Genomic DNA, 24,013 nt, shown 5'->3' with positions numbered 1-24,013 from the left:
CATCATGAACCGGACAGAGACATTGCACGGGCTTCGTGAGAGCCCGAAGGTGGACGTGTGCGTCCTCGGCGGCGGCATCAACGGGCTCAGCGTCTTCCGCGAGCTGGCGCTGCAGGGCGTCGACGTGCTGCTCGTCGAGCAGGCGGACTATTGCTCCGGCGCGAGTGCTGCACTCTCGCGCATGGTGCATGGCGGCCTGCGCTACCTGGAAAACGGCGAGTTCAGCCTCGTCAAGGAATCGCTCGTCGAGCGTGACCGGTTGCTGCGCAATGCTCCCCACTATGTCGCACCGCTGCCGACCACGGTGCCGATCTTCGACACTTTTTCCGGACTCGCCAACGGTGTGGTGCGTTTTCTCGGCCTCACCCGCCGCCCCAGCCGCCGCGGCGCCATCGCCATCAAGGCGGGCCTCGGCATCTACGATTTCCTGACGCGCAAGCGCGCGCTGATGCCGAAGCATCAGTTCCGCAGCCGCAGGGCGACGCTCTCGAAATGGCCGGCGCTCAATCCGTCGGTCCGCAATTCCGCGACCTATTTCGACGCCTGGGTCAGCCATCCCGAGCGCATCGGCATCGAGCTGTTGCGCGATGGCCTGTCTGCCGGTCCGAATGCAGGTGCGTTGAACTATGCGACGATCGAGGAGGCCGGTGCCGGTCGCTTCGTCCTGCGCGACGGCCTGTCCGGCGAGGCGCTCCCGCTTGAGCCGCGCCTGATCATCAACGCGACGGGCGGCTGGATCGACATTGCGAACGCCACGCTGTTTCCAAGCGAGGCGAGGCCGGCGCCGCTGGTGGGGGGCACCAAGGGATCGCATCTCATCGTCGATAACCCGCGGCTGCGCGACATGCTCGACGGTCACATGATCTATTACGAGAACGAGGACGGCCGCATCTGCATCCTGTTCCCCTATCTCGGCAAGGTGCTGGTCGGCTCGACGGATATCCGCGTCGATGACCCCGGCACGGTGCGCTGCGAGGCGGATGAACGCGACTACATCCTGCAATCGCTCGCCTTCGTGCTGCCGGGCGTCACAATCCGGCCGGAGGAGATCGTCTTCCAGTTTGCCGGCGTGCGCCCGCTGCCGGCCAGCAAGGACAGTTTTACCGGCCGCATCCCGCGCGACCATTTCTGCACCGTGCTGGACGGCCGGAACGGCGGGCCGCCGGTGCTCTGCATGATCGGCGGCAAGTGGACGACCTTCCGCTCCTTCGGCGAGCTCGCCGCAGACATGGCGCTGGAACAGCTGGGCGTGACACGCCGTGTCGATACGGCGGAACGAGCGATCGGCGGCGGGCGCGTCTTCCCGAAAGATCGCGACGCCTGGATCCGCAACCTTGCTGCATCGACAGGTCTTTCCGTCGTGCGCCTCGCGGTTCTCTTCGAGCGCTACGGCACGGAGGCCGAGGATATCGCCCGTTTTATCGCGGCGAAACCGGATCAACCGCTGCCGCACGCTCTCTACAGCACGCGGGAACTCCAATATCTCATCCGCGCCGAGGCGGCCGAGCACCTGGACGACATGCTGCTGCGCCGTACGACGCTTGCGATTTCCGGCGAGCTTTCGCTTGCCATGGCCGAGGCCGTGCTCGAGCTGCTTGCCGCCGAAAAGGGCTGGTCCGCACAGCGCATCGCCGATGAGCGCATCCGTTTTCTAACCCTCATGCGTGAACGCCACGGCGTCACCGAACAAACCCTTTCCGCAAGGAACGAACACAGGAGTGAAGTATGCGAGACAACCGCAAGGTCCGGATGAACCGGCTGTTCGGCAATGGCCGTTGCCTGGATGTGGCGATCGATCATGGTGTGTGCAACGAACCGTCCTTCCTGGACGGACTGGAAGACGTGCCGACCGTTGTGAAGGCGCTGGTCGATGCGGGGCCGGATGCGATCCAGATGAACTATGGCCAGGCCGACCTGCTGCAGGACATCCCCGGCAAGGACAAGCCGGCGCTCGTCATGCGCATCGACATGGGCAATCCCTACAATCGCATTCGCCACCGCGACATGTGGGCCGTGCTGCAGAACGAGGCCGAGCCGCTGATCGGGGCATTGCAGATGGATGCGGCCTGTGTGGTCGTGAACCTCTTCATGCTGCCGGATGAGCCCGATCTCTTCCGCCAGTGCGTGCAGAACATTTCGCGCGTTCGGGCCGATTGCGAGAAATACGGCATGCCGCTGATGATCGAGCCGCTCGTCATGCAGCCCGTCACCGAACGCGGCGGCTACATGGTGGATGGCGATGCGGACAAGATCGTCACCCTGACGCGGCTTGCCCGCGAGATGGGCGCCGATATCGTCAAGGCCGACCCGACGACCAATGCCGAGGATTTCCACCGTGTCGTCGAGGCGGCGCGCTGCCCGGTTCTGGTGCGCGGCGGCGGTAAGGAAGACCTTTCCGCCGTCTTCGCGAAATCTGCCGCCTTGATGCGACAGGGTGCAATGGGCATGGTCTATGGACGCAACATCTACCAGCACGCCAATCCGAGCGCCGTGGTGCGCGGGCTGATGGCGATCATCCATGCGGATGCGAGCGGCGAGGAGGCTTTTTCGCTCTATCAGCAGGGATAACGGGTCGACGAACCTGGGAGGGGTTCCACATGCAAAAATATCTTCTGGGGCTCGATGCGGGCAACACGGTCATCAAGGCTGTCATCTTCGATCTTGAGGGCCGTGAGCTCGCCCATGCCGGGGAGGAGGGGCACAGCCGCATGCCGTGCCCCGGCCATGTCGAGCGGGATCTCGGCGAGCTCTGGGCCAATGCCCGACGCGTTATCCGTATCTGCCTCGACAAGGCGGGCATCGCGGCAAGCGATATCGCTGCGATCGGCTGCGCCGGCCACGGCAACGGGCTCTATGCGCTCGACAGGAGCGGCGAGCCACTGATCGGCATCCAGTCTATCGACACACGCGCGACCGGCCTCGTCGAGGAATGGCTGGCCGAAGGTGTCGGCGACCGCACCTATCCGATCGCCCGCCAGCGCCCCTGGCCATCCCAGACGCCGACGCTGCTCGCCTGGCTGAAGCGCTACCGGCCCGACGTCTTCAAGCGTATCGGTACGGTGTTCTATTCCAAGGATTTCGTCGTCAACCGCTTGACGGGGCAACGCGTCAGCGAGGTCTCGGACATGTCCGGCGCCGGCCTGCTCGACCTTGCGGCGCGGCGCTACGACAAGGCGCTGATGGACGCCTACGGCCTTGGCGACTGCATGGACCTCCTGCCGCCGCTCGTCGAAAGCGCTGACATTGCCGGGCGCGTGACCGAGGCTGTTGCGGCGGAAACCGGGCTTGCCGCCGGCACGCCTGTCGTCGGCGGGCTCTTCGACGTCGTCGCCTCGGCGCTCGGCTCGGGTGTTTCGCGCACGGGCAGCGCCTCGGTCATCGCCGGCACCTGGAGCATCAACCAGGTGATCATCGACGGTCCCGATCTCGACGGTCCGGTCTTCATGTCGTCCACCTTCGACCGGACGCGCTACATGGCGATGGAAAACAGCGCCACGTCGGCCGCCAATCTCGAATGGCTGGTACGGGAATTCTTTGAAGGCGACCATCACGCCGGCGTCTCGCCCTTCGACGCCTGCTGCGCGCTGGCGGCGGCCGTCGAGCCCGCCGCGGATGACCCGCTTTACCATCCCTACCTCTATGGCGCCCAGCAGGATGGCCACGCAAGGGCGGGTTTCTACGGCATGGCCGGCTGGCACACCAAGGGGCATCTGGTGCGGGCTCTGCTGGAAGGCGTCGCCTTCGGCCATCGCCAGCATATCGAGACGATCCGCAAGGCAGGCGCTAGGTTCGAGGAAGCGGTGCTGTCGGGCGGCGGATCGCGCAGCACGCTCTGGCCGCAGATATTCGCCGATGTGCTCGGCGTGCCGGTCTCGGTTGCCGCTTCGCGGGAAACGGGCGCACTCGGTGCGGCGATTGCGGCGGGTACGGGCGTCGGCCTCTTTGCCGACTTCACCGAGGGGGCGGAGGCCATGGTCCGCATGGAGCGGCATTACAGGCCGAATGCAGCCCTTGGCGCCCACTACGCCAGGCGCTACGCACTCTACAAGGACATCGCCGAGGCGATGGCCCCGCTCTGGCGGCGGTTGTCGGCTTCGGAAAGAATGGCAACGGGAGTTGCGGCGTGAACCAGCATGTAAGCGAAACACCCGTCGATGAAGGCACGTACGATTTCATCGTCGTCGGTGCCGGTTCGGCCGGATGCGTTCTGGCCAACCGCCTTTCGGCCGATCCGAAGAACCGGGTTCTGCTGCTCGAGGCGGGCGGCTCGGACCGTTACCATTGGGTCCATGTGCCGATCGGCTATCTCTACTGCATGGGCAATCCGCGTACCGACTGGATGATGAAGACGGCGGCGGAAGCCGGCCTCAACGGTCGTGCGCTGAATTACCCCCGTGGAAAGTTGCTCGGCGGCTGCTCGTCGATCAACGGCATGATCTACATGCGCGGCCAGGCGGCGGATTACGACGGCTGGCGGCAGGCGGGCAATGCCGGCTGGAGCTGGGACGACGTGCTGCCCTATTTCGTGAAGTCGGAAGACAACTACCGCGGAAACTCGGCCATGCACGGGGCAGGCGGGGAATGGCGCGTCGAGCGCCAACGCCTCTCCTGGCCGATCCTCGACGCCTTTCGTGATGCGGCTGAAGAGCTTGGTATCCGCAAGACCGAGGATTTCAACGACGGCGACAACGAGGGCTCGGGTTACTTCGAGGTCAACCAACGCGGCGGCGTGCGGTGGAACACGACGAAGGCGTTCCTGCGCCCCGCGATGAAGCGCAGGAACCTGCGCGTTCTCACCGGTGCCGAGACGGAGCGGCTGGAATTCGACGGCAGGGCCGTGACAGGCGTGCGCTTCCGCCTCGGCGGACGGCTCTGCATCGCGCGGGCCTCGCGCGAGGTCGTGCTGTCGGCCGGGGCGATCAACTCGCCGAAGATCCTGGAATTGTCGGGCGTCGGCCGACCGGACCTGCTGTCCGGCCTCGGGATCCCCGTGCAGCACGAGCTGAGGGGCGTCGGCGAGAACCTGCAGGATCATCTGCAGATCCGCACGGTCTTCAAAATCGAGGGTGCGCGCACGCTGAACCAGCTTTACCACAATCTCTTCAGCCGTGCCGGCATGGGACTGCAATATGCGTTTCGGCGCTCCGGTCCGCTCTCCATGGCGCCGAGCCAGCTCGGCATCTTCGCCAAGAGCGATCCGGCCGTCGCCACGGCCGATCTCGAATACCATGTCCAGCCGCTCAGCACCGACCGGCTCGGCGAACCGCTGCACCGCTATCCGGCGGTGACGGTATCCGTCTGCAATCTCAGGCCCGAAAGCCGCGGAACGGTGCATGTGACGGCGCGCGATGCCGGGCTTCCGCCGGAAATCCGGCCAAACTACCTTTCGACCGCAGGCGACCGGTTGCTGGCGGCCAAATCCATCCGCCACGCGCGCAGTCTCATGCAGGCCAGGGCGATCGCGCAATTCCGTCCGCAGGAAATGCTCCCCGGTCGCGAATATCAGAGCGAGGAGGAGTTGATCCGCCGCGCCGGCGATATCGCAACGACGATCTTCCATCCTGTCGGCACCTGCAAGATGGGCAGCGACCCCATGGCCGTGGTGGATGCCAGACTGCGTGTGCACGGGCTCGACCGGCTGCGCGTCGTCGATGCCTCCATCATGCCGACCATCGTTTCCGGCAACACGAACTCGCCCGTGATCATGATCGCGGAAAAGGCGGCGGAGGCGATGCTGGAGCGGGCCTAACGGCCGATCCGGTCAAGGAAGTGCAAAACAGCGTCGTTGAAGAGCGCCGGCCGCTGTAGCGGCGCGAAATGGCTGACGCCGGGGAGGATGGCGAGTGTGGCTCCCGGAATGGTCTGTGCGAGATAGGCGGCATGCTCGCGGCGGATGAATTCATCGTGCTCGCCGAGCACGATGGTGACGGGGACCGCGATCCCGGCAAGGTCTTCAGCGGTGTAGTTCGGTTCGGTCTCCATCATCCGCGAAACGTCGGCGACGAACGTGTCGAAGATGTCGGGCGTTGCCGACAGGGCCTCGTAGTCCAGGCGGTGCCGGTGGAAACAGCGGTCGAGCACGGGCGTCGGCCGGAACTCGAGCGTGCCGCCCGGATCCATGTTGCAGGCGAAGAAAAAGACGCTGTCGACGCGCTCCGGATGCCGGTCGGCGAGGATGAGCGCGGTGCAGCCGCCATCGCTCCAGCCGAGGAGGCTAGCTTTTCCGATACCGAGATGATCCATCACCGCCACGATATCGCCGGCCATGCGGACATAGCTGAACGGTCCGGCATCGCGGGTGCTGCGTCCATGGCCGCGGCTGTCGATGGCGATGACCGTCTTGCCCGCGGCGACAAGCGCCGGCACCTGGTTTCCCCAGTTCCCGGCATTGCCGAGCCCGCCATGCAGTAGGATGACGGCCGGCCCGTTGCCAAAGACCGCATGCCAGATCCGAGCGCCGTCGTTTTCGACATGACCTTCCACGAGAGCTGAAGGCAGCGGCGGTGTGCCCTGCCGCTCGAACCGCACGAGATCGTCATCTGTAAGCATCGGTCTCTCCTCCCACCTTTCACAAAAGACGCGCAGCGGGGCCGCCTTCCGACATCTCCGGGAAAAAACTGCAGAAAGCCGGCCGCGAAACCGGTGGTGAGCAGCGCGGCATTTGCATAGCTGCATTGCACAATAAATGTTTTCCATCTGGTCAAAAACTGGGCATAGTGCATGCAGTTGATGCACACGGCGGTTTTCCTCCCAGTGCCGCCGCATCAGCTGTTCCCCTCTGGAGGTTTTTAACCTTCACACTTCAATGGGCCGCGATTTTCGCTGGCCCATTTTTTTTGCCTGCCCTTGGCGTTGTGAAAAAAGATCCGTTCGAAATGACGCAGATAGAATGCAATCTTTTGGTTGCATTAGCACTTTCATTACGCTCTTGTGCTCCAATCCCCTTGCTGACGTAGTGGCGCATAACCCGGATTTCCGGTCGCCATGGGCAGGGATGCGCGTAATGAGACTGGCAGGCAAGACGACGGTGATCGCGAACAGGCAAAGGCAACCGGCCCGCGGCACGGCAACCTTTTACCTGCAGAGCCGGGGTTTTGCATGACGCAGTCCCCAAAAACGACACTGCGCCTTATCGCCGTCGCCTGGCCGTTCGTTCTCATCGTCCTTCTGCAGACCGCGCTTGCCACCTTCAGCCTGCAGGTGACCTCGTCGCTGCGTGCCTTCGTGACGGGCGAGAGCCTCTGGTCGAAAGGCCAGCATGACGCTCTCTACTACCTCAACCGCTATGCCGAATCCGGCAACCGCGCCTTCGTCGCGCGCTATCACGAGGCGATGGCGATGCCGATGGGCGATCGTGCGGCGCGGTTGGCGCTGGAGGCCGATCCGCCTGATGTAGATGCGGCCTTCAGGGGCTTCCTCGCCGCCGGCAACCATCCTGACGACATTCCGAACATCATCTGGCTCTTCCGGTACTTCCGTTGGCTTCCGGTCATGGAGGCCAGCATCCGCGACTGGCGCACGGCCGAGGGCGTGCTGATGCAGTTGATCCCGATCGGCGAAGCGATCGATGCCTCGCGGCATATCAATGAGGTCGATCGTCGCGACATCACCCGCCAGCTCGACGAGATAAACGCGCTCGTCACGCCCCTTACGAGGCGCTTCTCGGACCGGCTGGGGGAGGGGATGCGGCAGGTGCAGACCGTCCTCTTCATCAGCAATGCCGCGATGGCGCTGGTTTTCATCCTGCTGATCGTCTGGCGGCTGAACAGTTTCCTGGCGCATCGCCGCAATATCGAGGGCCAGCTTTCCCACAATGCCAATCATGACGGCCTCACCGGTCTGCCGAATCGCCGGCTCTTCGAGGAGCGGCTAACCCGCGCACTGGAGCAACCCGGCAGTCGCCATGCGCTGATGTTCATCGATCTCGACCAGTTCAAAGCCGTCAACGACAATGGCGGCCATGCGGCCGGCGACGAGCTGCTGCGCCGCATTTCGCGCGATCTCGACAAGGCCATTCGTGGTACGGATCTGCTCGCCCGCCTGGGCGGCGACGAATTCGGCATCATTTTGCCGAACTGCTCGCCGGAAGATGCACTCCGTATCGCCCTGCGGCTGCGCGAGATTGCCGAAGCGATCGATTTCGTCTGGAATGGTCATCGTTACTCGATCAGCGCCAGCATCGGCGTCGTTCATCTCGCCGAACGGCGCTTTACGCCGCAGGAGGCGCTGCGGGCGGCCGATATCGCCTGCTACATGGCAAAGGAGAAGGGCCGCAACCGCGTGCATGTCTTCGAGACGACGGATGCGGCGCAGACCCAGTTCACCGCCAATCTCAACTGGGTGCAGCGTCTGCATCGCGCGCTGGAGGAAGACCGCTTCCAGTTGTATTGCCAGGAAATCGCCACCATCGACGGCGACGAGGCACCGGCGGAGCACTGTGAAATTCTGCTGCGCCTGGAAGAGAACGGCAGGTTGCTCGCGCCGGGCGCTTTCATTCCTGCGGCCGAGCGCTTCGGCCTGATGCCTGCCCTCGATCGCTGGGTCGTGCGCCATGCGCTCGACGTCATCGGCCAGCGCAAGGGCGTTGCGACCGGCACCTATTCGATCAATCTCAGTGGCCTGACGCTGAAGGACGAGACGTTCCTGCCCTTCCTGCGCGAGGCGCTGCATCGCAGCCGCGTGCCGGCGGATGTGCTCTGCTTCGAGATCACCGAAACGAGTGCCATCGAAAACCTCGACGAGGCCATCGCCTTCATGAACGCCATGCGCGCCATGGGCTGCCGCTTCGCGCTCGACGATTTCGGCGTCGGCATGTCCTCGCTGACCTATCTGAAGCGCCTGCCCGTCGACTATGTGAAGATCGACGGCAGTTTCGTGCGCGACATGCTGACGGACAAGGCGGACTGGATGACGGTCGAGATGATCAACCAGATTTCGCATCTCGCCGGCCGACGGACGATCGCCGAGTTCGTGGAGAACGCGGACATCCTCGCCGCGCTCCGCACGATCGGCGTCGATTATGCGCAGGGCTACTTCCTCGGCCGCCCGGAACCGTTCCTGCCGGACGCCACAGGCTCCGTCATCCCGCTGCGCCGTGCCGGCGTCGCTTAAGCCTGCTCGGCTCGCTCCAGCGCCTTCAGCATCGTGCGTTCGGCGAGGTTGAGATAGGTCTCCATCAGCGCGGCGGCCTCCGCCGGCTTTCCCTCTTCCAGAAGGGTGACGATCGCGTCGTTCATGTCGACGAAGGGCGAGTGCAGGTGCTCGGGGTCGTTCAAGAGCCCGAAGCAGAGGCGCAGTTCCGCCGAGATGCGCTCGTAGAATTCGGTCAGCCGCGCGCTGTCCGAGAGATCTATGATGGCGGTGTGAAAGATCATGTTGGCGCTGCCGACGCCGACCCAGTCGCCCCGATCACGTTGCTCGCGCGCATTGTTGACTGCCTCGCGCATCACCCGGATTGCCGGATGCTGCTGCCAGGCCTGGCGCAGCGCGCCGCATTCCAGCATGCGCCGTACGCGGTAGATATCGATGACCGAAGACATGGACGGGACGGTGACGAAGACGCCGCGATTGGCCTCGTGGCGCAAAAGCCCGTCCTTGGTCAGCAGGCGGAAGGCTTCGCGCAGCGAATTGCGCGAGACGTCGAAGCGCTCGCTGAAGGCTGCTTCCGAGAGGCGCTGGCCGGGCGACAGCTCGCCCGAAATCAGCAGTGTGCGAATGTGCCGTGCCAAGCGGTCCGCCAGCGGCAGGCCTTCTCCGTCTTCCGTCATGTCATTCTCCCTGCCGGACAGGTTGTGCCCGGCGACCCACTTTCCCGTCTGCCCTTAGCATGAATGCAAGTGCAATGGGGTCGGAAATTGTGGCGAATCTGGTGCTATGTGGTTGGTAAAGCGGCCATAATAAGGAACGATACCGAAATATTGTTGAACAATATTGACATTTTTGTGTAGCAGAGCATGATATTCCCCCATGAGCTACCGTCAGCACGGCGGCAGACCCGGGAGGACACCCATGCAGCAGAACGAGCTTGCGGCAATCCACGCCGTACCCCCGGCGCAAAACAAGGCGACCCAGCGCCGCGCCCTGCTTTCGGCCATGTTCCTGATGTCGATGTCGGCTGTCGGGCCGGGCTTCATCACGCAGACGGCCAATTTCACCGTCAAGCTTGGTGCAGCCTTCGCCTTCGCCATCCTCGTCTCCATCCTGATCGACTTCGTCGTGCAGGCGAACATCTGGCGCATCGTCGCCGTGACGCGCATGCGCGCGCCGGCCATCGCCAATGCCGCGATTCCCGGCTCCGGCTATCTGCTCGCGGTTCTCGTCATCATCGGCGGCCTGTTCTTCAACATCGGCAATATCGGCGGCGCCGGCCTCGGCTTCAATGCGATGATCGATCTCGACCCGAAGATCGGGGGGGCGATCGGCGCGCTGGCTGCCATCGGCATCTTCCTGTCGCGTCGCGCCGGCATTGCCATGGACCGCGTCGTCATCGTCGCCGCCTTCGTCAAGCTGGCGCTGATCGTCTATGCGGCCATTGCGTCCGGCCCGCCGGTCGCCGAAGCCTTCCGCCAAACCTTCCTGCCCGATACGATCGACTTCGCCACCATCACCACCATCGTCGGCGGCACGGTCGGCGGTTACATCACCTATGCCGGCGCACATCGCCTGCTCGACAAGGGCACGTCCGGCGTCGAAAACATCGGTGCCATCAACCGCGCGGCCTTCAGCGGCATCGCGATAACGGGCGTGCTGCGCTACATCCTCTTCCTCGCCATCCTCGGCGTTGTCGCAAGCGGCGTGGTGATCGACCTCTCCGGCCAGGCCGCGAACCCCGCCGGTCAGGCTTTCCATGCGGCCTCCGGCAATATCGGCTTCCGCCTGTTCGGGGCCGTCTTCCTCGCTTCGGCCATGACCAGCATCATCGGTGCGGCTTATACGTCCGTCTCGTTCCTGACGGCCTTCAAGCCCGACATGACCGAGCGCCAGCGCAATCTCGCGACCGTCGCCTTCATCGCCTTCTCGCTGGTCTGCTACATCCTGATCACCACGCCGCCGGCTGCCATGCTGGTCTTCGTGGGCGGCCTCAACGGTCTCGTCCTGCCGATCGGTTTCTCGATCTTCATGTATGCCGCCTGGGCGCGCCCCGACCTGATGAACGGCTACCACTATCCGCGCTGGCTGCTGATCCTCGGCGTCCTGACCTGCGCGCTGACGTGGTATATGGGCTACAAGTCGGCCGGCAACATCTTCAGCCTGCTCGGCGCATAGGGGAGGGGACCATGACAGCGATCGATCTCAACAGCGATCTCGGCGAAAGCTACGGCGCCTGGCGCATGGGCGACGATGCGGCTATGCTCGCTGTCGTCTCCTCCGCCAACATCGCCTGCGGTTTCCATGCCGGCGATCCGGCCGGCATTTTTCGCACGGTGAAGGCGGCTGCGGCAAACGGCGTCGTCATCGGTGCCCACGTTTCCTATCCCGACCGCGTCGGTTTTGGCCGCCGCGATCTGGACGCCACGTCCGAAGAGCTGATCGCCGACGTGATCTACCAGATCGGTGCGATCAAGGGCGTTGCCGCCGCGGCGGGCACGACGGTGCGCTACGTCAAGCCGCATGGCGCGCTCTACAACCGCATCGCCTATGATGCGAAACAGGGCCAGGCGGTGATCGACGGTATCAAGGCGGTCGATCCTTCGCTCGTCCTGATGGGCCTTGCCAATGCGCCGATCCTCGATCTCGCCCGCAAGTCCGGCCTTGCCGTCGTCGCGGAGGCCTTTGCCGACCGTGCCTATACGCCTAAGGGGGAGCTCGTTTCCCGCCGTGAAGCCGGTTCCGTGCTGCATGACGAGAAGAAAATCGCCGACCGGATGGTGCAGCTCGCCCGGGAGGGCACGCTGGAAGCCATCGACGGCAGCACCATCCGCATCGAGGCGCAGTCGATCTGCGTGCACGGCGACAGCCCCGGTGCCGTTGCGATCGCCCAGGAAATCCGCCGCCGCTTCGAGGCGGAAGGCATTGTTGTCAGCTCCTTCGTGGACAAGGCGTGAGGTGACATAATGACGATCCCGACCGCCTATCTGGACCATGCCGATGCCACGGCCGCCCGCAAGGCGCGGTCCACTTACCGGGATGGGCTTGTCGCGCCCACCTCGGGCATCGCGCCCGGCTTCACCCAGGCCAACATGATCGTGCTGCCGCGCGACTGGGCCTTCGATTTCCTGCTCTATGCGCAACGCAACCCAAAGCCTTGCCCGGTGCTCGACGTGTCCGATCCGGGCTCGCCGACGACGCTTCTGGCGCCCGGTGCCGACCTTCGCACCGACCTGCCGCTGTACCGCATCTGGCGGGATGGAAAACTCGTCGAGGAAACGCCTGACGCCACCGCCGCCTGGGCGGAGCGCGACGACCTCGTCGCCTTCCTGATCGGCTGCTCCTTCACCTTCGAGACGCCGATGGTGGAGGCGGGCATCGAGATCCGCCACATGACGGACAGGACCAACGTGCCGATGTACCTGACGAACAGGGCCTGCCGCCCGGCGGGCAGGCTCAAGGGCAACATGGTCGTCTCCATGCGCCCGATCCCGGCCTCGCGCGTTGCCGATGCCGCCACCATTTCCGGCCGCTTCCCGGCCGTGCATGGTGCGCCCGTTCATGTCGGCGCGCCCGGTGAAATCGGCATCGGCGATCTCGCTAAGCCGGATTTCGGCGATGCGGTTCGCATCGAGCCGGGCGAAGTGCCGGTGTTCTGGGCCTGCGGCGTCACTCCGCAGGCGGCCGTGATGGCATCGGGCGTGCCCTTCGCCATCACCCATGCGCCGGGCCACATGTTCATCACCGATGTCCCCGATTCCGCCTATCACGCGTGAGGCTTCGATGCGTTTTCTTCCCGTCAGCCTGACCACCATCCTCGTCGAACTCGCCGATCTCGACGAGACGCTCGCGCTCTTCGCCTCGCTGCAGGCCGATCCCGTCGACGGCATCGCCGAGATGGTGCCGGCCGCGCGCACGCTGATGATCAGCTTCCGCCCGGACAAGGTTTCGGCTTCCGACCTTGCGGGCCGCATCGGCACCCGCGACCTCTCGGCGAAGATCGCGCCGTCGGAGCATCTCGTCGAAATCCCCGTGCGCTATGACGGCGAGGATCTCGGCGATGTCGCCGAATTGACCGGCCTTTCCGTCGAGGAGGCCGTCCGCCGCCACACGGAAAGCGAATTCACCGTCGCCTTCTGCGGTTTCGCCCCGGGTTTCGGCTACCTCGTCGGCGGCGATACGGCACTTCACGTGCCGCGCCGCAAAAGCCCGCGCACCCGCATCCCGGCCGGCTCCGTCGCGCTCGCCGGCGCCTTCAGCGGGGTCTATCCGCAAGCGAGCCCCGGCGGCTGGCAGATTATCGGCACGACGCCGATCAAGATGTGGGATATCGACCGCGACCCCGGCGCGCTGTTCCAGCCCGGTTATCGCGTGCGCTTCTTCGATATGGAGAAGGCGGGCAGGACCGTCAGCATTCCTGCGCCTGCTCCCCGGGTGGAGCGTATCCTTGCAGCTGATGCCCCGCAGTTCACGGTGCTCGCTGCCCCGATGCCCGCTGTCTTCCAGGACCTCGGACGGTTCGGCCAGACGGGACAGGGTGTCTCCGCCTCCGGTGCGCTCGACCGCGGCACCTTCAACGCCGTCAACCGCATCGTCGGCAATCCGGCGAACACGCCGGGCCTCGAACTCACGCTCGGCGGCTTCTCCTTCGAAAGCAGTGTCCGCGCCGTCATCGGCCTTGCCGGCGCGACCTGTCCGGTGACGGTGCGCGACAGCGCGGGTCGCGTGCAGGACTTCGAGCCCTATTGCCCGATCGCGCTGGAACCGGGCGACGTCGTCACGATCGGCCATCCGAAAAAAGGCATGCGCGCCTATCTCGCCGTGCGCGGCGGTTTCGATGTAGTGCCGGTTCTCGGCAGTGCGGCGACCGATACGCTCGCCGTCGTCGGTCCGGAGCTGGTGATCGCCGGGACCGTGCTGGCCCTGAAGAGCGAAACGGCCGGACTGGCGAGCGTTGCCTGCGACGAAGTTCCCGCCTTCGACCTGCCCGCTGCCGGTGACGTGGTGACACTCGACGTGGTGCTTGGCCCGCGCACGGACTGGTTCACGCAAAAGGGCCTGGAAACGCTGACGAGCCAGCTCTGGCAGGTCACGCCGCAATCGAGCCGCGTCGGCATCCGCCTTGCCGGCGATGTGCCGCTGGAGCGCAAGGACAGCGCGGAGCTGCCAAGCGAGGGCACGGCGACGGGCGCCATCCAGGTGCCGCACAGCGGCCAGCCGGTGCTCTTCCTCGCCGACCATCCGTTGACCGGCGGCTATCCCGTCATCGGTGCGGTCGCCGAATACCACCTGGATCTTGCCGGCCAGGTTCCCATCAACGCCAAAATCCGTTTCCGCCCGGTCGGCCCTTTCGCCGATATCGCCGCGACCCGCTAGGAGCAATGCCATGAAGAAAGTGCTGATTGCCAATCGTGGCGAGATCGCCGTGCGTATCCTGCGCGCCTGCCGTGACCACGGCCTCCAGTCGGTCGCCGTCTATGCCGACCCGGATGCGGACGCGCTGTTTGTTCGGCTTGCCGACGAGGCCTATGGCCTTGGCGGCGTGCGCCCGGCGGAAACCTATCTCGATATCGAAAAGCTGATCGCCATCGCAAAACGCGCCGGCGCCGATGCGGTGCATCCGGGCTACGGCTTCCTGTCGGAGAACGCCCGGTTCGCCAAGGCCGTGCAGGACGCCGGCCTGACCTGGATCGGGCCCGAGCCGAAGGTGATCGAGGCGCTCGGTGACAAGGTCGAGGCCCGGCGCATCGCGCTGAGCGTCGGCGCGCCGCTCGTCGCCGGCAGCGATGGCCCGGTGTCTTCGGCCGCCGAAGTGATCGCCTTCGCGGAACAGCATGGTCTGCCGGTCGCCATCAAGGCGGCGCATGGCGGCGGCGGGCGCGGCATCAAGGTCGCCTGGAAGATGGAGGAGGTCGCCGACCTCTACGAATCCGCCGTGCGCGAGGCGACGGTCGCCTTCGGCCGTGGCGAATGTTTCCTCGAACGCTTCCTGGACCGCCCGCGCCATATCGAGGCGCAGGTCATCGCCGACAAACATGGCAATGTTCTGGTTCTCGGCACCCGTGACTGCTCGGCGCAGCGCCGCAACCAGAAGCTCATCGAGGAGGCGCCCGCACCCTTCCTCTCGCTGGAACAGCGTGAGACGATCCACGCTGCCGCCAAGGCGATCTGCGCCGCCGCCGGTTATTCCGGCGCAGGCACGGTGGAATTCCTGCTCGGCGTGGACGGCACGATCTCTTTCCTCGAGGTGAACACACGCCTGCAGGTGGAGCATCCCGTCACGGAAGAGACGACCGGCATCGACCTCGTCATCGAGCAGTTCCGCGTCGCCGAAGGCCAGCGGCTGACCCTGCTCGAGACGCCCGCCCCGCGCGGCCATTCCATCGAATTCCGCATCAATGCGGAGGACCCCGGCCGCGGCTTCCTGCCGACGCCGGGCATGATCACCGTTTTCGATCCGCCGTCCGGACCGGGCGTACGCGTCGATAGCGGCGTCGTCAGCGGTTCCAGCATTCCGGGCGTCTTCGACTCGCTGATGGCCAAGCTGATCGTCACCGGTGCGACGCGCGAGGAAGCGCTGCGCCGCGCCCGGCGGGCGCTGAAGGAATTCCGCATCGAGGGCGTGGCGACGGTCCTGCCGTTCCACCGCGCCGCTATCGATACCCAGGACTTCATCGGAACCGATGGCTTCAAGGTGCACACCCGCTGGATCGAAACCGACTTCGCCGCCATGCCGGATGCGATGGCACGTCCAGAGCCGGCTACCGATCCGACTCTGATCCGCACCCATCTCGAGATCGATGGCAAGCGTGTTTCGCTGGCACTGCCGAGCATACTGCTCGCGGGGCTGGGAGCGGCCGGGCAGGGCACGGGGTCCGTCGGGAGCGGCAAACCCGCCGAGGACGGCATCGCCGCCCCTGTTTCCGGCACGCTGCAGGCCTTCAAGATCGCCGATGGCGCCGAGGTTGCCGAGGGCGAACTCGTGGCGGTGATGGAGGCCATGAAGATGGAAACGCAGGTACTCGCCCCCAAGGCCGGCCGCCTGCGCCTGCGGGTCAAGGAAGGCGATTATCTTCAGGCCGGCGACACGCTGATGCTCTTCGAGGGCTGATCACCCATCCCAAATGGGACATTGACCCGAAAGGGCCGCGCTTGCCTTAATCCACCCAGACTTTTCATCTGGGGGACACATGGCACGCACGCTTGCAAGCACGCCGAAGGCCGACGGTTTTCGCGCACCGGGAGAATTCGAGCCGAAGGCCGGCTGCTGGCTGATCTGGCCGGAGCGGCCGGATACCTGGCGTCTCGGCGCCAAGCCCGCGCAAAAACTTTTCGCGCGGGTCGCGGCGGCGATCGCCGAGAGCGAGCCGGTGACGATCGCCGTCTCCTCCCGCCAATGGCTGAATGCCCGCGCCATGCTGCCGGAAAACGTTCGCCTCGTCGAAATGTCGACGGACGATTCCTGGCTGCGCGACAGCGGCCCGAACTTCGTCATCAACGATCACGGCGCGGTGCGCGGCGTCGACTGGACCTTCAATGCCTATGGCGGCAATGACGGCGGCCTCTATGCGCCGTGGAACCTCGACGATCTCGCCGCCCGCAAGGTGCTCGAAACCGAAAACCTGGACCGCTACCGCTCGACGCTGATCGCCGAGGGCGGCGGACTGCAATGCGACGGTCAGGGCACGCTGATCACCACGGAACAGTGCTTGCTCAACCGCAACCGCAACGGCCATCTCGGCAAGGCGGAGGTCGAAAAGCAGCTTTCGGACTATCTCGGGCTGGAACATGTCATCTGGCTGCCGCGCGGCTTCTGTTTCGACGAGACGGACGGTCATGTCGACGATGTCTGCTGCTTCGTACGGCCGGGCGTGGTGGCGATGAGTTGGACGGAGGAGCGCGACGATCCGCAGTACGAGATCGTGCGCGAGGTGGAGGACGTGCTGCGTTCAGCCCGCGATGCGCGTGGCCGCAGCCTCGAAGTGCACCGTATCCTCCACCCCCGTCCAATCGAGATGACGACGGAGGAGGCGGCGGGCGTCGATCAGGTCGACAGCACCTGGGCACGTCCGGCCGGCAACCGCATCGCGGCCACTTATATCAACTACTACCCCGGCAATTCCGTCGTCGTCGTGCCGCAGTTCGACGACGAGAAGCTGGATCTCGCCGCGAAAGCCAAGCTCGCCGAACTCTTCCCGGAACACCGTATCACCGGCATCGAGAATTCCCGCGAAATCCTGCTCGGCGGCGGCAATGTCGCCTGCATCACTCTGCCGGTCTATGCCGGCCAGACGAAAGCCTGAGGGAGAACACCATGCGCAGAAGAACGCTCGTCTCGGTCCTCGCTTTGCTCGCTGCCATCGGCGGCGCCGAAGCGCAGGAGGAAAAGGTCGTCAACGTCTACAACTGGTCGGACTATATCGCGCCGGATACGGCCGAAAAGTTCGAGAAGGAAACCGGCATCCGCGTCGTCTACGACGTCTATGACGGCAACGAGGTGCTGGAAACCAAGATGCTGACCGGCGGCGCGGGCTATGACGTCGTCTATCCCTCGGCCTATCCGTTCCTGAAAAATCAGGTGAAGGCCGGTGCCTTCCAGCCGCTCGACAAGGCGAAGCTTGCAAATATCGGCAAGCTCGATCCGCAGGCGCTGTCGCTGATCGCGGGCGCCGATCCGGGCAATGTCTTTGCCGTGCCCTATATGTCCGTCACCGACGGCATCGGCTACAATGTTGCGGCGGTGAAGGAGCGCATGGGGGACGCCCCTGTCGACAGTTTCGCCATGGTCTTCGACCCTGCCATCGTGGAAAAATTCGCCGATTGCGGCGTCGCCATGCTCGATGCGCCCGCAGAAATCATCCCGATGGCGATGAATTATCTCGGCATCGATCCACATTCGACCAGCCCGGATGATATCGCCAAGGCGGAAGAATTGCTGCTGAAGGTGCGTCCGCACATCCGCTACTTCCATTCCTCGCGCTATATCAACGACCTCGCCAATGGCGATATCTGCGTCGTGCTCGGCTGGTCGGGCGATATTTTGCAGGCGAAGGCGCGTGCGGCCGAAAGCGAGAAGAAGCTGGAGATCGCCTATGCCATCCCGAAGGAGGGCACGCTGATCAACTTCGACACGATGGTGGTGCCGAAGGACGCGCCGCATCCGGAAAACGCACTGGCCTGGATCGACTTCAACATGCGGCCCGAGATCGCGGCGGCCAATTCCAGCTACGTTTCCTACGCCAACCCCATTCCGGAATCGCTGCCGCTGATGGACCAGGCGGTGGCGAAGGACCCCGGTGTCTTCCCGCCTGACGACGTGAAGGCAAAACTCTTCGTGGTGGAAACGAACGACGCGAAGCTTCTCCGCCTGCAGAACCGCATGTGGACGCGCGTCGTTTCAGGGCAGTGAGGGAAGGGCAAGGCCGCCGTCCCGCGCGGCGGCCATCAGCTCGACCTGCGAGTGGATGCCAAGCTTGCGGTAGACCGTCTTGATGTGGTTGCGCACGGTGCCGGGCGAGATCGAGAGATCGCGCGAAATGGTTTTTGCGCAGCCGCCGTCGATGAGGAGGACGGCGATCTGGCGTTCGCGTGCGCTGAGGTCACCAAGCGACAGCTGGTTTTCGCCAGGCGGTCGCCATTGCCGCCACAGCCGTTCGAGCACCATACGGGTCGCATCGGCGGTGGCTTCGGCGGTCGCCACGTCCTCGGCCCCGAAGGGGCGGGCACCGCGCCGGCGCAGGTAGGTGACGAAGCCGGCGGCATTGCGGTCGAAATTGAAGACGCCGGTGATCTCGTCGAAACTGCCCGACGGTTCGTAGAAGTCACGGTAATAGGCGCTGGTGTGGAAATCGCCCTTGTCCAGAGCGGAGAGCGGCAGCAGAAAATCCTGCCGCGAGCCGGCGAAGAGGCGGAAGAACGGGTCCTGCTGGTATTTTCGGGTGTCGTAGTTGCGGTTCCAGTGATCGGGATCGCGCTCGTAGATGGTGATCGAGGCGCTGTCGCGCAGATAGAGGCCGATATAGACCTGATCCGAGGCGATGAGATCGCGCGCGCCGGCCGTGAAATGGGCCGAAATCTCCTCGGGCAACGTGGCGCTCACCGCAGAGGCGATGCCGCTGCTCCAGCGCTGGAGTTGTTCGAAGGTGAGGTTCGCACGCATGGGAACAGGATAGACGGGGCAGCCGGGAATTCAAGCGGGCCTATCCCGCGGCGCGATCACACCATGACGAGCGGCGGGCTGTGAAGATAGCGGGCGACCTTGCGTTTTGCGGCTATGTCCGTCCAGACCAGTTCGACCTGGCTTGAACGAAGGCCGGTCGCTGCCGCCACAGCCTCGACCGGCAATGCGTGGTTCAACCCGTAGAGGCAGATGTCCATCTTGTCATAGGGCAGGGCGAAATAGAATTCCTCCTGTGTCTGCGGCAGGGAATAGGTGTCGGTCGTCGGCGGGCGGGAGAGGATTTCGGCGGGTACGCCGAGATGGGCCGCAAGCTGGTAGACCTGCGATTTGTAGAGATGGGCGATGGGCTTGATATCGGCCGCGCCGTCGCCATTCTTTACGAAGAAGCCCTGGTCGTATTCCAGCCGGTTGGGCGTGCCGATCACGGCGAAATTCAGCCGGTCGGCATGGTAATATTCGAGCTGCTTGCGGCTGCGCTGCTTCATGTTCGTGGCTGCGACGATACCGAGATAGGCGCTGGCCGGCAGGCGCACCTTGCGCATCTCGCCATCGGGCGAACGCACGACGAGCGAGGAGATGTTGTAGCCGCCCGTTGTCAGCGTGCTATCGAAGACGATCTTGGACGCCCAGCCATCTCCATAGTCCGGCACAGCCTCGCGAATGGCGGCGTCGCGACGTTCATAGCAGCCCATGGCGGCGAGCGCCGGGCCGATATCCTCCAGCGTGCTGTCGATGCCGAAGGTTTGTGCGACGCTGCGCCCGAGCCGCAGGCTTTCGGGATCGGAATCGTTTTCCGGCATGTAGAGGGCAAAGACGTTCTTCGCGCCGACCGCCGTGACGGCCAGCGCCGCCGAGAGGCTGGAATCGATGCCGCCCGACAACCCGAGTACCAGGCCGCGCTTGCGCAGGTCGAGCCGCAGCCGTTCGCGCATCCATTGCGCGATGCGCTCCGCCTCGGCGGCGGGATCGAGCACGAGCGGGGCAAAGGCGGGCGTGTGGGTCATCACTTCGATCCTGTCGGGTTGGCGGGCAAGGCGGCAAGGCGGCGGCTGGCCTTGCCGCTGTCGGTTCGGGGCAGGCTGTCGCGAAATTCGATGATTTTCGGGACCATGTGGTCTTCAAGGTGACGGGCGCAGAAGCGCTGGATTTCGCGTTCCGTGAGATCGGCATTCGAGGCGACGACGACGGCTTTGACAGCCTCCCCGAGCACGTCATGCGGCACGCCGAAGACCAGCGCCTCGGCAATATCGGGCATGCGGCACAGCACCTCTTCCACCGCCTGCGGCGCGACCTTCTCGCCGCGCGATTTGATGATGTCGTCCATGCGGGAAACGAAGGTCAGATAGCCGTCGGCGTCGGCCGTGAAGAGATCGCCGGTGTGGAGGCGAAGAGCTCCGGTGCGCGGCTCAGGTCGTAGCGCACGGCTGGTGGCCGCCGCGTTGCGCCAATAGCCGAGCATCACATGCGGCCCGCTGATGACAAGCTCGCCGACGGTGTCGGGTAAAACCGTTTCGCCCGCCTCGTCCACCACCGTGGCGGTGGTGCCCGGTATGGCGATGCCGACCGAGCCTCGCTTCGCGTCGATTGCTTCCGGCGCAAGCCAGGTAGCACGGGTGCATTCGGTCTGGCCGTACATGCAGTAGATCCGGACATGGGGCAGGAAGGTGCGCAGCCAGTCGAGATGGGCGAGCGGCAGTGGCGCGGCTGCGCTGGTGATGTAGCGCAGGCTTGCAAAGAGCGACGCGTCGAGTTCGCGCGCCTGCATCATCATCGCGGCCATGGCCGGCACGAGCGGAAACCCCGTCACCTGTTCGTTGCGGATCGTCTCGAAGACGGCCTGCGGGAAGGCGAAGGATTTTTCGATGACGAGCGTCGCGCCGCACAGCATTGCCGTCACCAGCTGGTTGAGCCCGTAGCCGAAGGACAGCGGCAGCACGACCAGCAGGATATCGGCAGCAGTGTTTTCGAGATAGCGGGTGATCGACCGGGCAGCGGCGTCGAGCGTGGCGTGGCTGTGCATCACACCCTTGGGTGCACCCGTCGAGCCGGAGGTGTAGATGAGCGCGGCGAGATCGGTGTCGGGAAAATCCTCGGCCGGGGCGAAGGGAGTGGCCGAAAGCGCGGCATCGAAGCAGCCGGCCTCGCCCACGACAAGGCGGGGGAGTGCCGCAAGTTCCGGGCTTTCCTCGACGAGGCGTTGCAGACGGTTTTCGACGATGACGACGGCGGGATCGCAATCCCGTGCGATGGCGGCGAGACGTTCGGTTTTCGTCGAGGGGTTGACAGGGCAGATCGCGGCACCCGCCGTCCACGTCGCCAGCACGGCAACGGCGGTGCGCCAGCCGTTGTCGAGGAGAATGAGCACACGCTCGCCGCGACCGGCGCCGTGGTCGTGGAGCGTCGTCGCAAGGCGTTGGGACAGATCGAGCAGGCGGTCGTAGCTCAGCCGCGTCTCGCCGGAGACGATCGCCGTCCTGGCGCCGTCACGCTCTGCGCTGGCCTGGAGATAGTGCTCGATCCGCATCGCCGCCTGCCGTCAGGCGGCCTGTTTGCGGGCGATGAAGCCGGCAATGCGGTCGATCGTATCCAGATTGGCCGGCACGATATCCGCATCCGTGATGGTGATGGCGAAACGCTCCTCCAGAAAGCCGACCAGTTCGAGAATGCCGGTGGAATCGATGAGGTCGTTGTCGATCAGCGAGAGGTCGGCGGCAAGCGGCTGGCTGTCGTCGCCGAACAGGAAGTTCTCCACGATGAAGGCGCGGATGGCGGTTCTGGTTTCGTCGGACATGTCTGGGATCCCGATCCTTTATGCGCGGTGTGTCGATGGCGCTGCTGCGCCGAGAAGCTGTGTCGAAAGAATGCCGATGAAGGCGGCGTTGTCGCGAAAGCCGCTAGCCTGTCCCTTGACGACTTTCTCCTTGAGTTTTCCGACGGCCGGGCCATTGAAGAGGCCGTTTTCGGCAAGCCGCGCCGGCGAAAGAACGTCGTCGAGATAGGCCGGCGTGCCCGGCGCGGCGAAACTTTCGCTGTCCGGCGCGCGGTACGGCTGCTTCGGGCGATCGATGATCGCCTCGGGCACGAGGCCGCGAGCGGCTTCCTTGAGAATGTGTTTTTCGCGCAGGCCCTGCAGCTTCGTCTCGGGCGGGAGGTTTGCGGCGAAGGCGACGACGCGATGATCGAGGAAGGGAAAACGTCCCTCCACGGCATTCGCCATCATCACCCTGTCCCCCTGGCTGGAAAGGATGTAGCCGGGCAGCAGAAAGGCGGTTTCGAGATACTGCGCCTGGTGCAGCGGATGCCAGCGGCCGAAATCCGCCGGCAGCTGGGCGGCGAGGTCGGCGGCCGCATCATAGTCGCCGAGCGTGTCCTTCAGCTCGGCCGAGAAGAACAGCTTGGTCGCGGCCGTCGAGCGGAAGCGGGGCCGGTGGGAATAAAGCGGATCGTCGAGCGTCTCGGCGCCGAAGGCAAAGAAGCGCGCGAGATATTCCGGCGTCTGCTGGTGCAGGCCGGGCAGGTACGGATAGAGCCGCTGGAAGAGACGGGGACGGCGGGCGGACAGGGGCTGGCGGCCGCAGAAGCGCCGGACACGCGCCTCGCGGAAGATATCGTAGCCGGCAAAGATTTCGTCCGCGCCCTCGCCGGTCAGAACGACCTTCATGCCGCGCTCGCGCACGCGCGCCGCGAGAAGATGAAGGGGCACAGGCGCCGTGCGCAGGATCGGGCATTCGATATGGCGCATCACCTCGGGCATGCCGGCCGCAATCGCCGCCGTCGTGCATTCCACACTGTCGGTCTCGGCGTCGAGCGTCGCGGCCATCTGCCGCTGCCAGCCGCTTTCGTCGTGCTCCTCGCTGCGGAAGGTCAGGGAGAAGGTGCGCAGGCCATGGGTAACCGTGCGGGCGGCCAGCGCTGCGATCAGCGAAGAATCGAGGCCGCCGGAGAGATAGGCGCCGACCGGCACGTCGGCGCGCAGGCGGATGCGGGTGGCGTCCGAGAGCAGTGCCCGCAGTTCCTCGGCCTGCTCGCCCGTTTGGCCAGCCGACGGCACGTCGGCACGATCGGGGAAGGAGAGCTGCCACCATGGTCGGATCGTCCGCTCGCCGTCTCGCACGAGCATCATGTGGCCGGGTGGAAGTTCATGGATGCCCCGGTAGGCGGTGCGGGGTGGGATGGGGCACCAGAGCGTGAAGATCTGGTCGAGCGCGAGCGGATCGATCTGTGCCGTCATGCCGGGGAGCGCCAGCAGCGCCTTGATTTCCGAGGCGAAAAACAGCGCGCCCTCGTGCTCGGTATAGAAGAGGGGGCGAACGCCCATGCGATCGCGCGCCAAAAGCAGCGTGCGGTTGCGCGCATCGTAGAGGGCAAAGGCGAAATCGCCGTTGAAATCCTGCAGGCAGTCGATGCCCCGCGCCTCATAGGCCTTCAGCAGCACTTCGGTGTCGGAGGTCGTGCGGAAGCGGTGGCCGCGGGCTGCAAGGTCCGCGCGCAGTTCCACATAGTTGAAGATCTCGCCGTTGAAGGAGACGGCGAGCGATGCGTCTTCCGTTTCCATCGGCTGGGCGCCGTCGGCAAGGCCGACGATGGAAAGGCGGGTGTGGGCCAGACCGGTATCGCCTCTGACAAGAACGCCTTCGGCATCCGGCCCGCGATGGCGGAGCGCCGCGACCATGCGGGCGAGAGCGTCCGCGGCCCGCTCGGGTGAAAAATTCCCCCCGTGATATCCGGCGATCCCGCACATGGCCG

Annotated in this window: 19 protein-coding genes; 12 read left to right on the top strand and 7 right to left on the bottom strand. The window is 65.0% G+C overall.

What is annotated here, in order from left to right; all coding sequences use genetic code 11:
* The first annotated feature begins 4 nt into the window (after nucleotides 1–4).
* From MUO32_RS03375 to MUO32_RS03360, 4 genes are read left to right on the top strand one after another with little or no spacing between them, the layout of a single operon-like run.
* The gene (locus MUO32_RS03375) at nucleotides 5–1,753 is read left to right on the top strand and encodes a glycerol-3-phosphate dehydrogenase/oxidase (protein WP_257946816.1); all 1,749 of its coding nucleotides are present in this window, start codon (nucleotides 5–7) and stop codon (nucleotides 1,751–1,753) included.
* Complete coding sequence (locus tag MUO32_RS03370; RefSeq protein WP_257947159.1) at nucleotides 1,750–2,568, top strand: class I fructose-bisphosphate aldolase; 819 nt, start codon at nucleotides 1,750–1,752, stop codon at nucleotides 2,566–2,568. Before MUO32_RS03375 ends, MUO32_RS03370 begins: the two co-directional genes overlap by 4 nt.
* A 29-nt stretch (nucleotides 2,569–2,597) precedes the next feature.
* A complete protein-coding gene (locus tag MUO32_RS03365) occupies nucleotides 2,598–4,127 on the top strand; it encodes an FGGY-family carbohydrate kinase (RefSeq protein WP_257946815.1) in 1,530 nt (509 codons plus the stop codon).
* Entirely contained in the window at nucleotides 4,124–5,749 is a 1,626-nt protein-coding gene (locus MUO32_RS03360; RefSeq protein WP_257946814.1) for a GMC family oxidoreductase, read from the top strand. The genes MUO32_RS03365 and MUO32_RS03360 overlap by 4 nt, the downstream gene beginning before the upstream one ends.
* Here MUO32_RS03360 and MUO32_RS03355 read toward each other — a convergent pair.
* Nucleotides 5,746–6,549, bottom strand: coding sequence for an alpha/beta fold hydrolase (locus MUO32_RS03355; protein ID WP_257946813.1), 804 nt, complete (start codon nucleotides 6,547–6,549; stop codon nucleotides 5,746–5,748). The two genes, MUO32_RS03360 and MUO32_RS03355, sit on opposite strands and share 4 nt — an antisense overlap.
* Before the next feature lie 549 nt (nucleotides 6,550–7,098).
* Here MUO32_RS03355 and MUO32_RS03350 point away from each other — a divergent pair.
* Nucleotides 7,099–9,111 carry a bifunctional diguanylate cyclase/phosphodiesterase gene (locus MUO32_RS03350; RefSeq protein ID WP_257946812.1) on the top strand — a complete coding sequence of 671 codons (2,013 nt, stop codon included), beginning with the start codon at nucleotides 7,099–7,101 and terminating at the stop codon, nucleotides 9,109–9,111.
* Here the strand turns inward: MUO32_RS03350 and MUO32_RS03345 are convergent.
* A complete protein-coding gene (locus tag MUO32_RS03345) occupies nucleotides 9,108–9,767 on the bottom strand; it encodes a GntR family transcriptional regulator (RefSeq protein WP_257946811.1) in 660 nt (219 codons plus the stop codon). The genes MUO32_RS03350 and MUO32_RS03345 overlap by 4 nt on opposite strands.
* 241 nt (nucleotides 9,768–10,008) lie before the next feature.
* On the opposite strand from MUO32_RS03345, the gene MUO32_RS03340 reads away from it, so the two are divergent.
* The 7 genes from MUO32_RS03340 (at nucleotide 10,009) to MUO32_RS03310 (ending at nucleotide 18,496) form a co-directional block, all read left to right on the top strand.
* Entirely contained in the window at nucleotides 10,009–11,265 is a 1,257-nt protein-coding gene (locus tag MUO32_RS03340) for an NRAMP family divalent metal transporter (RefSeq protein ID WP_257946810.1), read from the top strand.
* 11 nt (nucleotides 11,266–11,276) lie between these two features.
* Nucleotides 11,277–12,044: a LamB/YcsF family protein gene (locus MUO32_RS03335; protein ID WP_257946809.1), complete on the top strand. Its 768-nt coding sequence runs from the start codon at nucleotides 11,277–11,279 to the stop codon at nucleotides 12,042–12,044.
* 9 nt (nucleotides 12,045–12,053) lie between these two features.
* Nucleotides 12,054–12,863, top strand: coding sequence for a putative hydro-lyase (locus MUO32_RS03330; protein WP_257946808.1), 810 nt, complete (start codon nucleotides 12,054–12,056; stop codon nucleotides 12,861–12,863).
* 7 nt (nucleotides 12,864–12,870) lie between these two features.
* Nucleotides 12,871–14,463 carry a 5-oxoprolinase/urea amidolyase family protein gene (locus tag MUO32_RS03325; protein WP_257946807.1) on the top strand — a complete coding sequence of 531 codons (1,593 nt, stop codon included), beginning with the start codon at nucleotides 12,871–12,873 and terminating at the stop codon, nucleotides 14,461–14,463.
* A gap of 10 nt (nucleotides 14,464–14,473) precedes the next feature.
* Complete coding sequence (locus MUO32_RS03320; RefSeq protein ID WP_257946806.1) at nucleotides 14,474–16,198, top strand: biotin carboxylase N-terminal domain-containing protein; 1,725 nt, start codon at nucleotides 14,474–14,476, stop codon at nucleotides 16,196–16,198.
* Nucleotides 16,199–16,277: 79 nt separating this feature from the next.
* Nucleotides 16,278–17,390, top strand: a complete 1,113-nt coding sequence (gene aguA, locus MUO32_RS03315) for an agmatine deiminase (protein ID WP_257946805.1) — start codon at nucleotides 16,278–16,280, stop codon at nucleotides 17,388–17,390.
* A gap of 11 nt (nucleotides 17,391–17,401) precedes the next feature.
* A complete protein-coding gene (locus tag MUO32_RS03310) occupies nucleotides 17,402–18,496 on the top strand; it encodes a polyamine ABC transporter substrate-binding protein (RefSeq protein WP_257946804.1) in 1,095 nt (364 codons plus the stop codon).
* Here MUO32_RS03310 and MUO32_RS03305 read toward each other — a convergent pair.
* From MUO32_RS03305 to asnB, 5 genes are read right to left on the bottom strand one after another with little or no spacing between them, the layout of a single operon-like run.
* Nucleotides 18,485–19,246, bottom strand: a complete 762-nt coding sequence (locus MUO32_RS03305; protein ID WP_257946803.1) for a LuxR C-terminal-related transcriptional regulator — start codon at nucleotides 19,244–19,246, stop codon at nucleotides 18,485–18,487. The genes MUO32_RS03310 and MUO32_RS03305 overlap by 12 nt on opposite strands.
* Nucleotides 19,247–19,302: 56 nt before the next feature.
* Nucleotides 19,303–20,271, bottom strand: a complete 969-nt coding sequence (gene nadE / locus MUO32_RS03300; RefSeq protein ID WP_257946802.1) for an NAD(+) synthase — start codon at nucleotides 20,269–20,271, stop codon at nucleotides 19,303–19,305.
* Nucleotides 20,271–21,791, bottom strand: coding sequence for a class I adenylate-forming enzyme family protein (locus MUO32_RS03295; protein WP_257946801.1), 1,521 nt, complete (start codon nucleotides 21,789–21,791; stop codon nucleotides 20,271–20,273). The genes nadE and MUO32_RS03295 overlap by 1 nt, the downstream gene beginning before the upstream one ends.
* Nucleotides 21,792–21,803: 12 nt before the next feature.
* Entirely contained in the window at nucleotides 21,804–22,058 is a 255-nt protein-coding gene (locus MUO32_RS03290) for an acyl carrier protein (protein ID WP_257946800.1), read from the bottom strand.
* Between the two features lie 18 nt (nucleotides 22,059–22,076).
* Nucleotides 22,077–24,008, bottom strand: coding sequence for an asparagine synthase (glutamine-hydrolyzing) (asnB, locus tag MUO32_RS03285; protein WP_257946799.1), 1,932 nt, complete (start codon nucleotides 24,006–24,008; stop codon nucleotides 22,077–22,079).
* Nucleotides 24,009–24,013 lie beyond the last annotated feature (5 nt).

The sequence above is a fragment of the Shinella sp. CPCC 101442 genome (assembly GCF_024704725.1).
Taxonomy (GTDB): Bacteria; Pseudomonadota; Alphaproteobacteria; order Rhizobiales; family Rhizobiaceae; genus Shinella.
This window is presented reverse-complemented; position numbering and strand designations above follow the sequence as displayed.

Coding starts and splice junctions, on each gene's coding strand:
- MUO32_RS03320 (WP_257946806.1), top strand. CDS start 14,474: ATGAAGAAAGTGCTGATTGCCAATCGTGGCGAGATCGCCGTGCGTATC.
- MUO32_RS03305 (WP_257946803.1), bottom strand. CDS start 19,246: ATGCGTGCGAACCTCACCTTCGAACAACTCCAGCGCTGGAGCAGCGGC.
- asnB (WP_257946799.1), bottom strand. CDS start 24,008: ATGTGCGGGATCGCCGGATATCACGGGGGGAATTTTTCACCCGAGCGG.
- MUO32_RS03365 (WP_257946815.1), top strand. CDS start 2,598: ATGCAAAAATATCTTCTGGGGCTCGATGCGGGCAACACGGTCATCAAG.
- aguA (WP_257946805.1), top strand. CDS start 16,278: ATGGCACGCACGCTTGCAAGCACGCCGAAGGCCGACGGTTTTCGCGCA.
- MUO32_RS03370 (WP_257947159.1), top strand. CDS start 1,750: ATGAACCGGCTGTTCGGCAATGGCCGTTGCCTGGATGTGGCGATCGAT.
- MUO32_RS03335 (WP_257946809.1), top strand. CDS start 11,277: ATGACAGCGATCGATCTCAACAGCGATCTCGGCGAAAGCTACGGCGCC.
- MUO32_RS03330 (WP_257946808.1), top strand. CDS start 12,054: ATGACGATCCCGACCGCCTATCTGGACCATGCCGATGCCACGGCCGCC.
- MUO32_RS03340 (WP_257946810.1), top strand. CDS start 10,009: ATGCAGCAGAACGAGCTTGCGGCAATCCACGCCGTACCCCCGGCGCAA.
- nadE (WP_257946802.1), bottom strand. CDS start 20,271: ATGACCCACACGCCCGCCTTTGCCCCGCTCGTGCTCGATCCCGCCGCC.
- MUO32_RS03310 (WP_257946804.1), top strand. CDS start 17,402: ATGCGCAGAAGAACGCTCGTCTCGGTCCTCGCTTTGCTCGCTGCCATC.
- MUO32_RS03345 (WP_257946811.1), bottom strand. CDS start 9,767: ATGACGGAAGACGGAGAAGGCCTGCCGCTGGCGGACCGCTTGGCACGG.
- MUO32_RS03350 (WP_257946812.1), top strand. CDS start 7,099: ATGACGCAGTCCCCAAAAACGACACTGCGCCTTATCGCCGTCGCCTGG.
- MUO32_RS03375 (WP_257946816.1), top strand. CDS start 5: ATGAACCGGACAGAGACATTGCACGGGCTTCGTGAGAGCCCGAAGGTG.
- MUO32_RS03295 (WP_257946801.1), bottom strand. CDS start 21,791: ATGCGGATCGAGCACTATCTCCAGGCCAGCGCAGAGCGTGACGGCGCC.
- MUO32_RS03325 (WP_257946807.1), top strand. CDS start 12,871: ATGCGTTTTCTTCCCGTCAGCCTGACCACCATCCTCGTCGAACTCGCC.
- MUO32_RS03355 (WP_257946813.1), bottom strand. CDS start 6,549: ATGCTTACAGATGACGATCTCGTGCGGTTCGAGCGGCAGGGCACACCG.
- MUO32_RS03290 (WP_257946800.1), bottom strand. CDS start 22,058: ATGTCCGACGAAACCAGAACCGCCATCCGCGCCTTCATCGTGGAGAAC.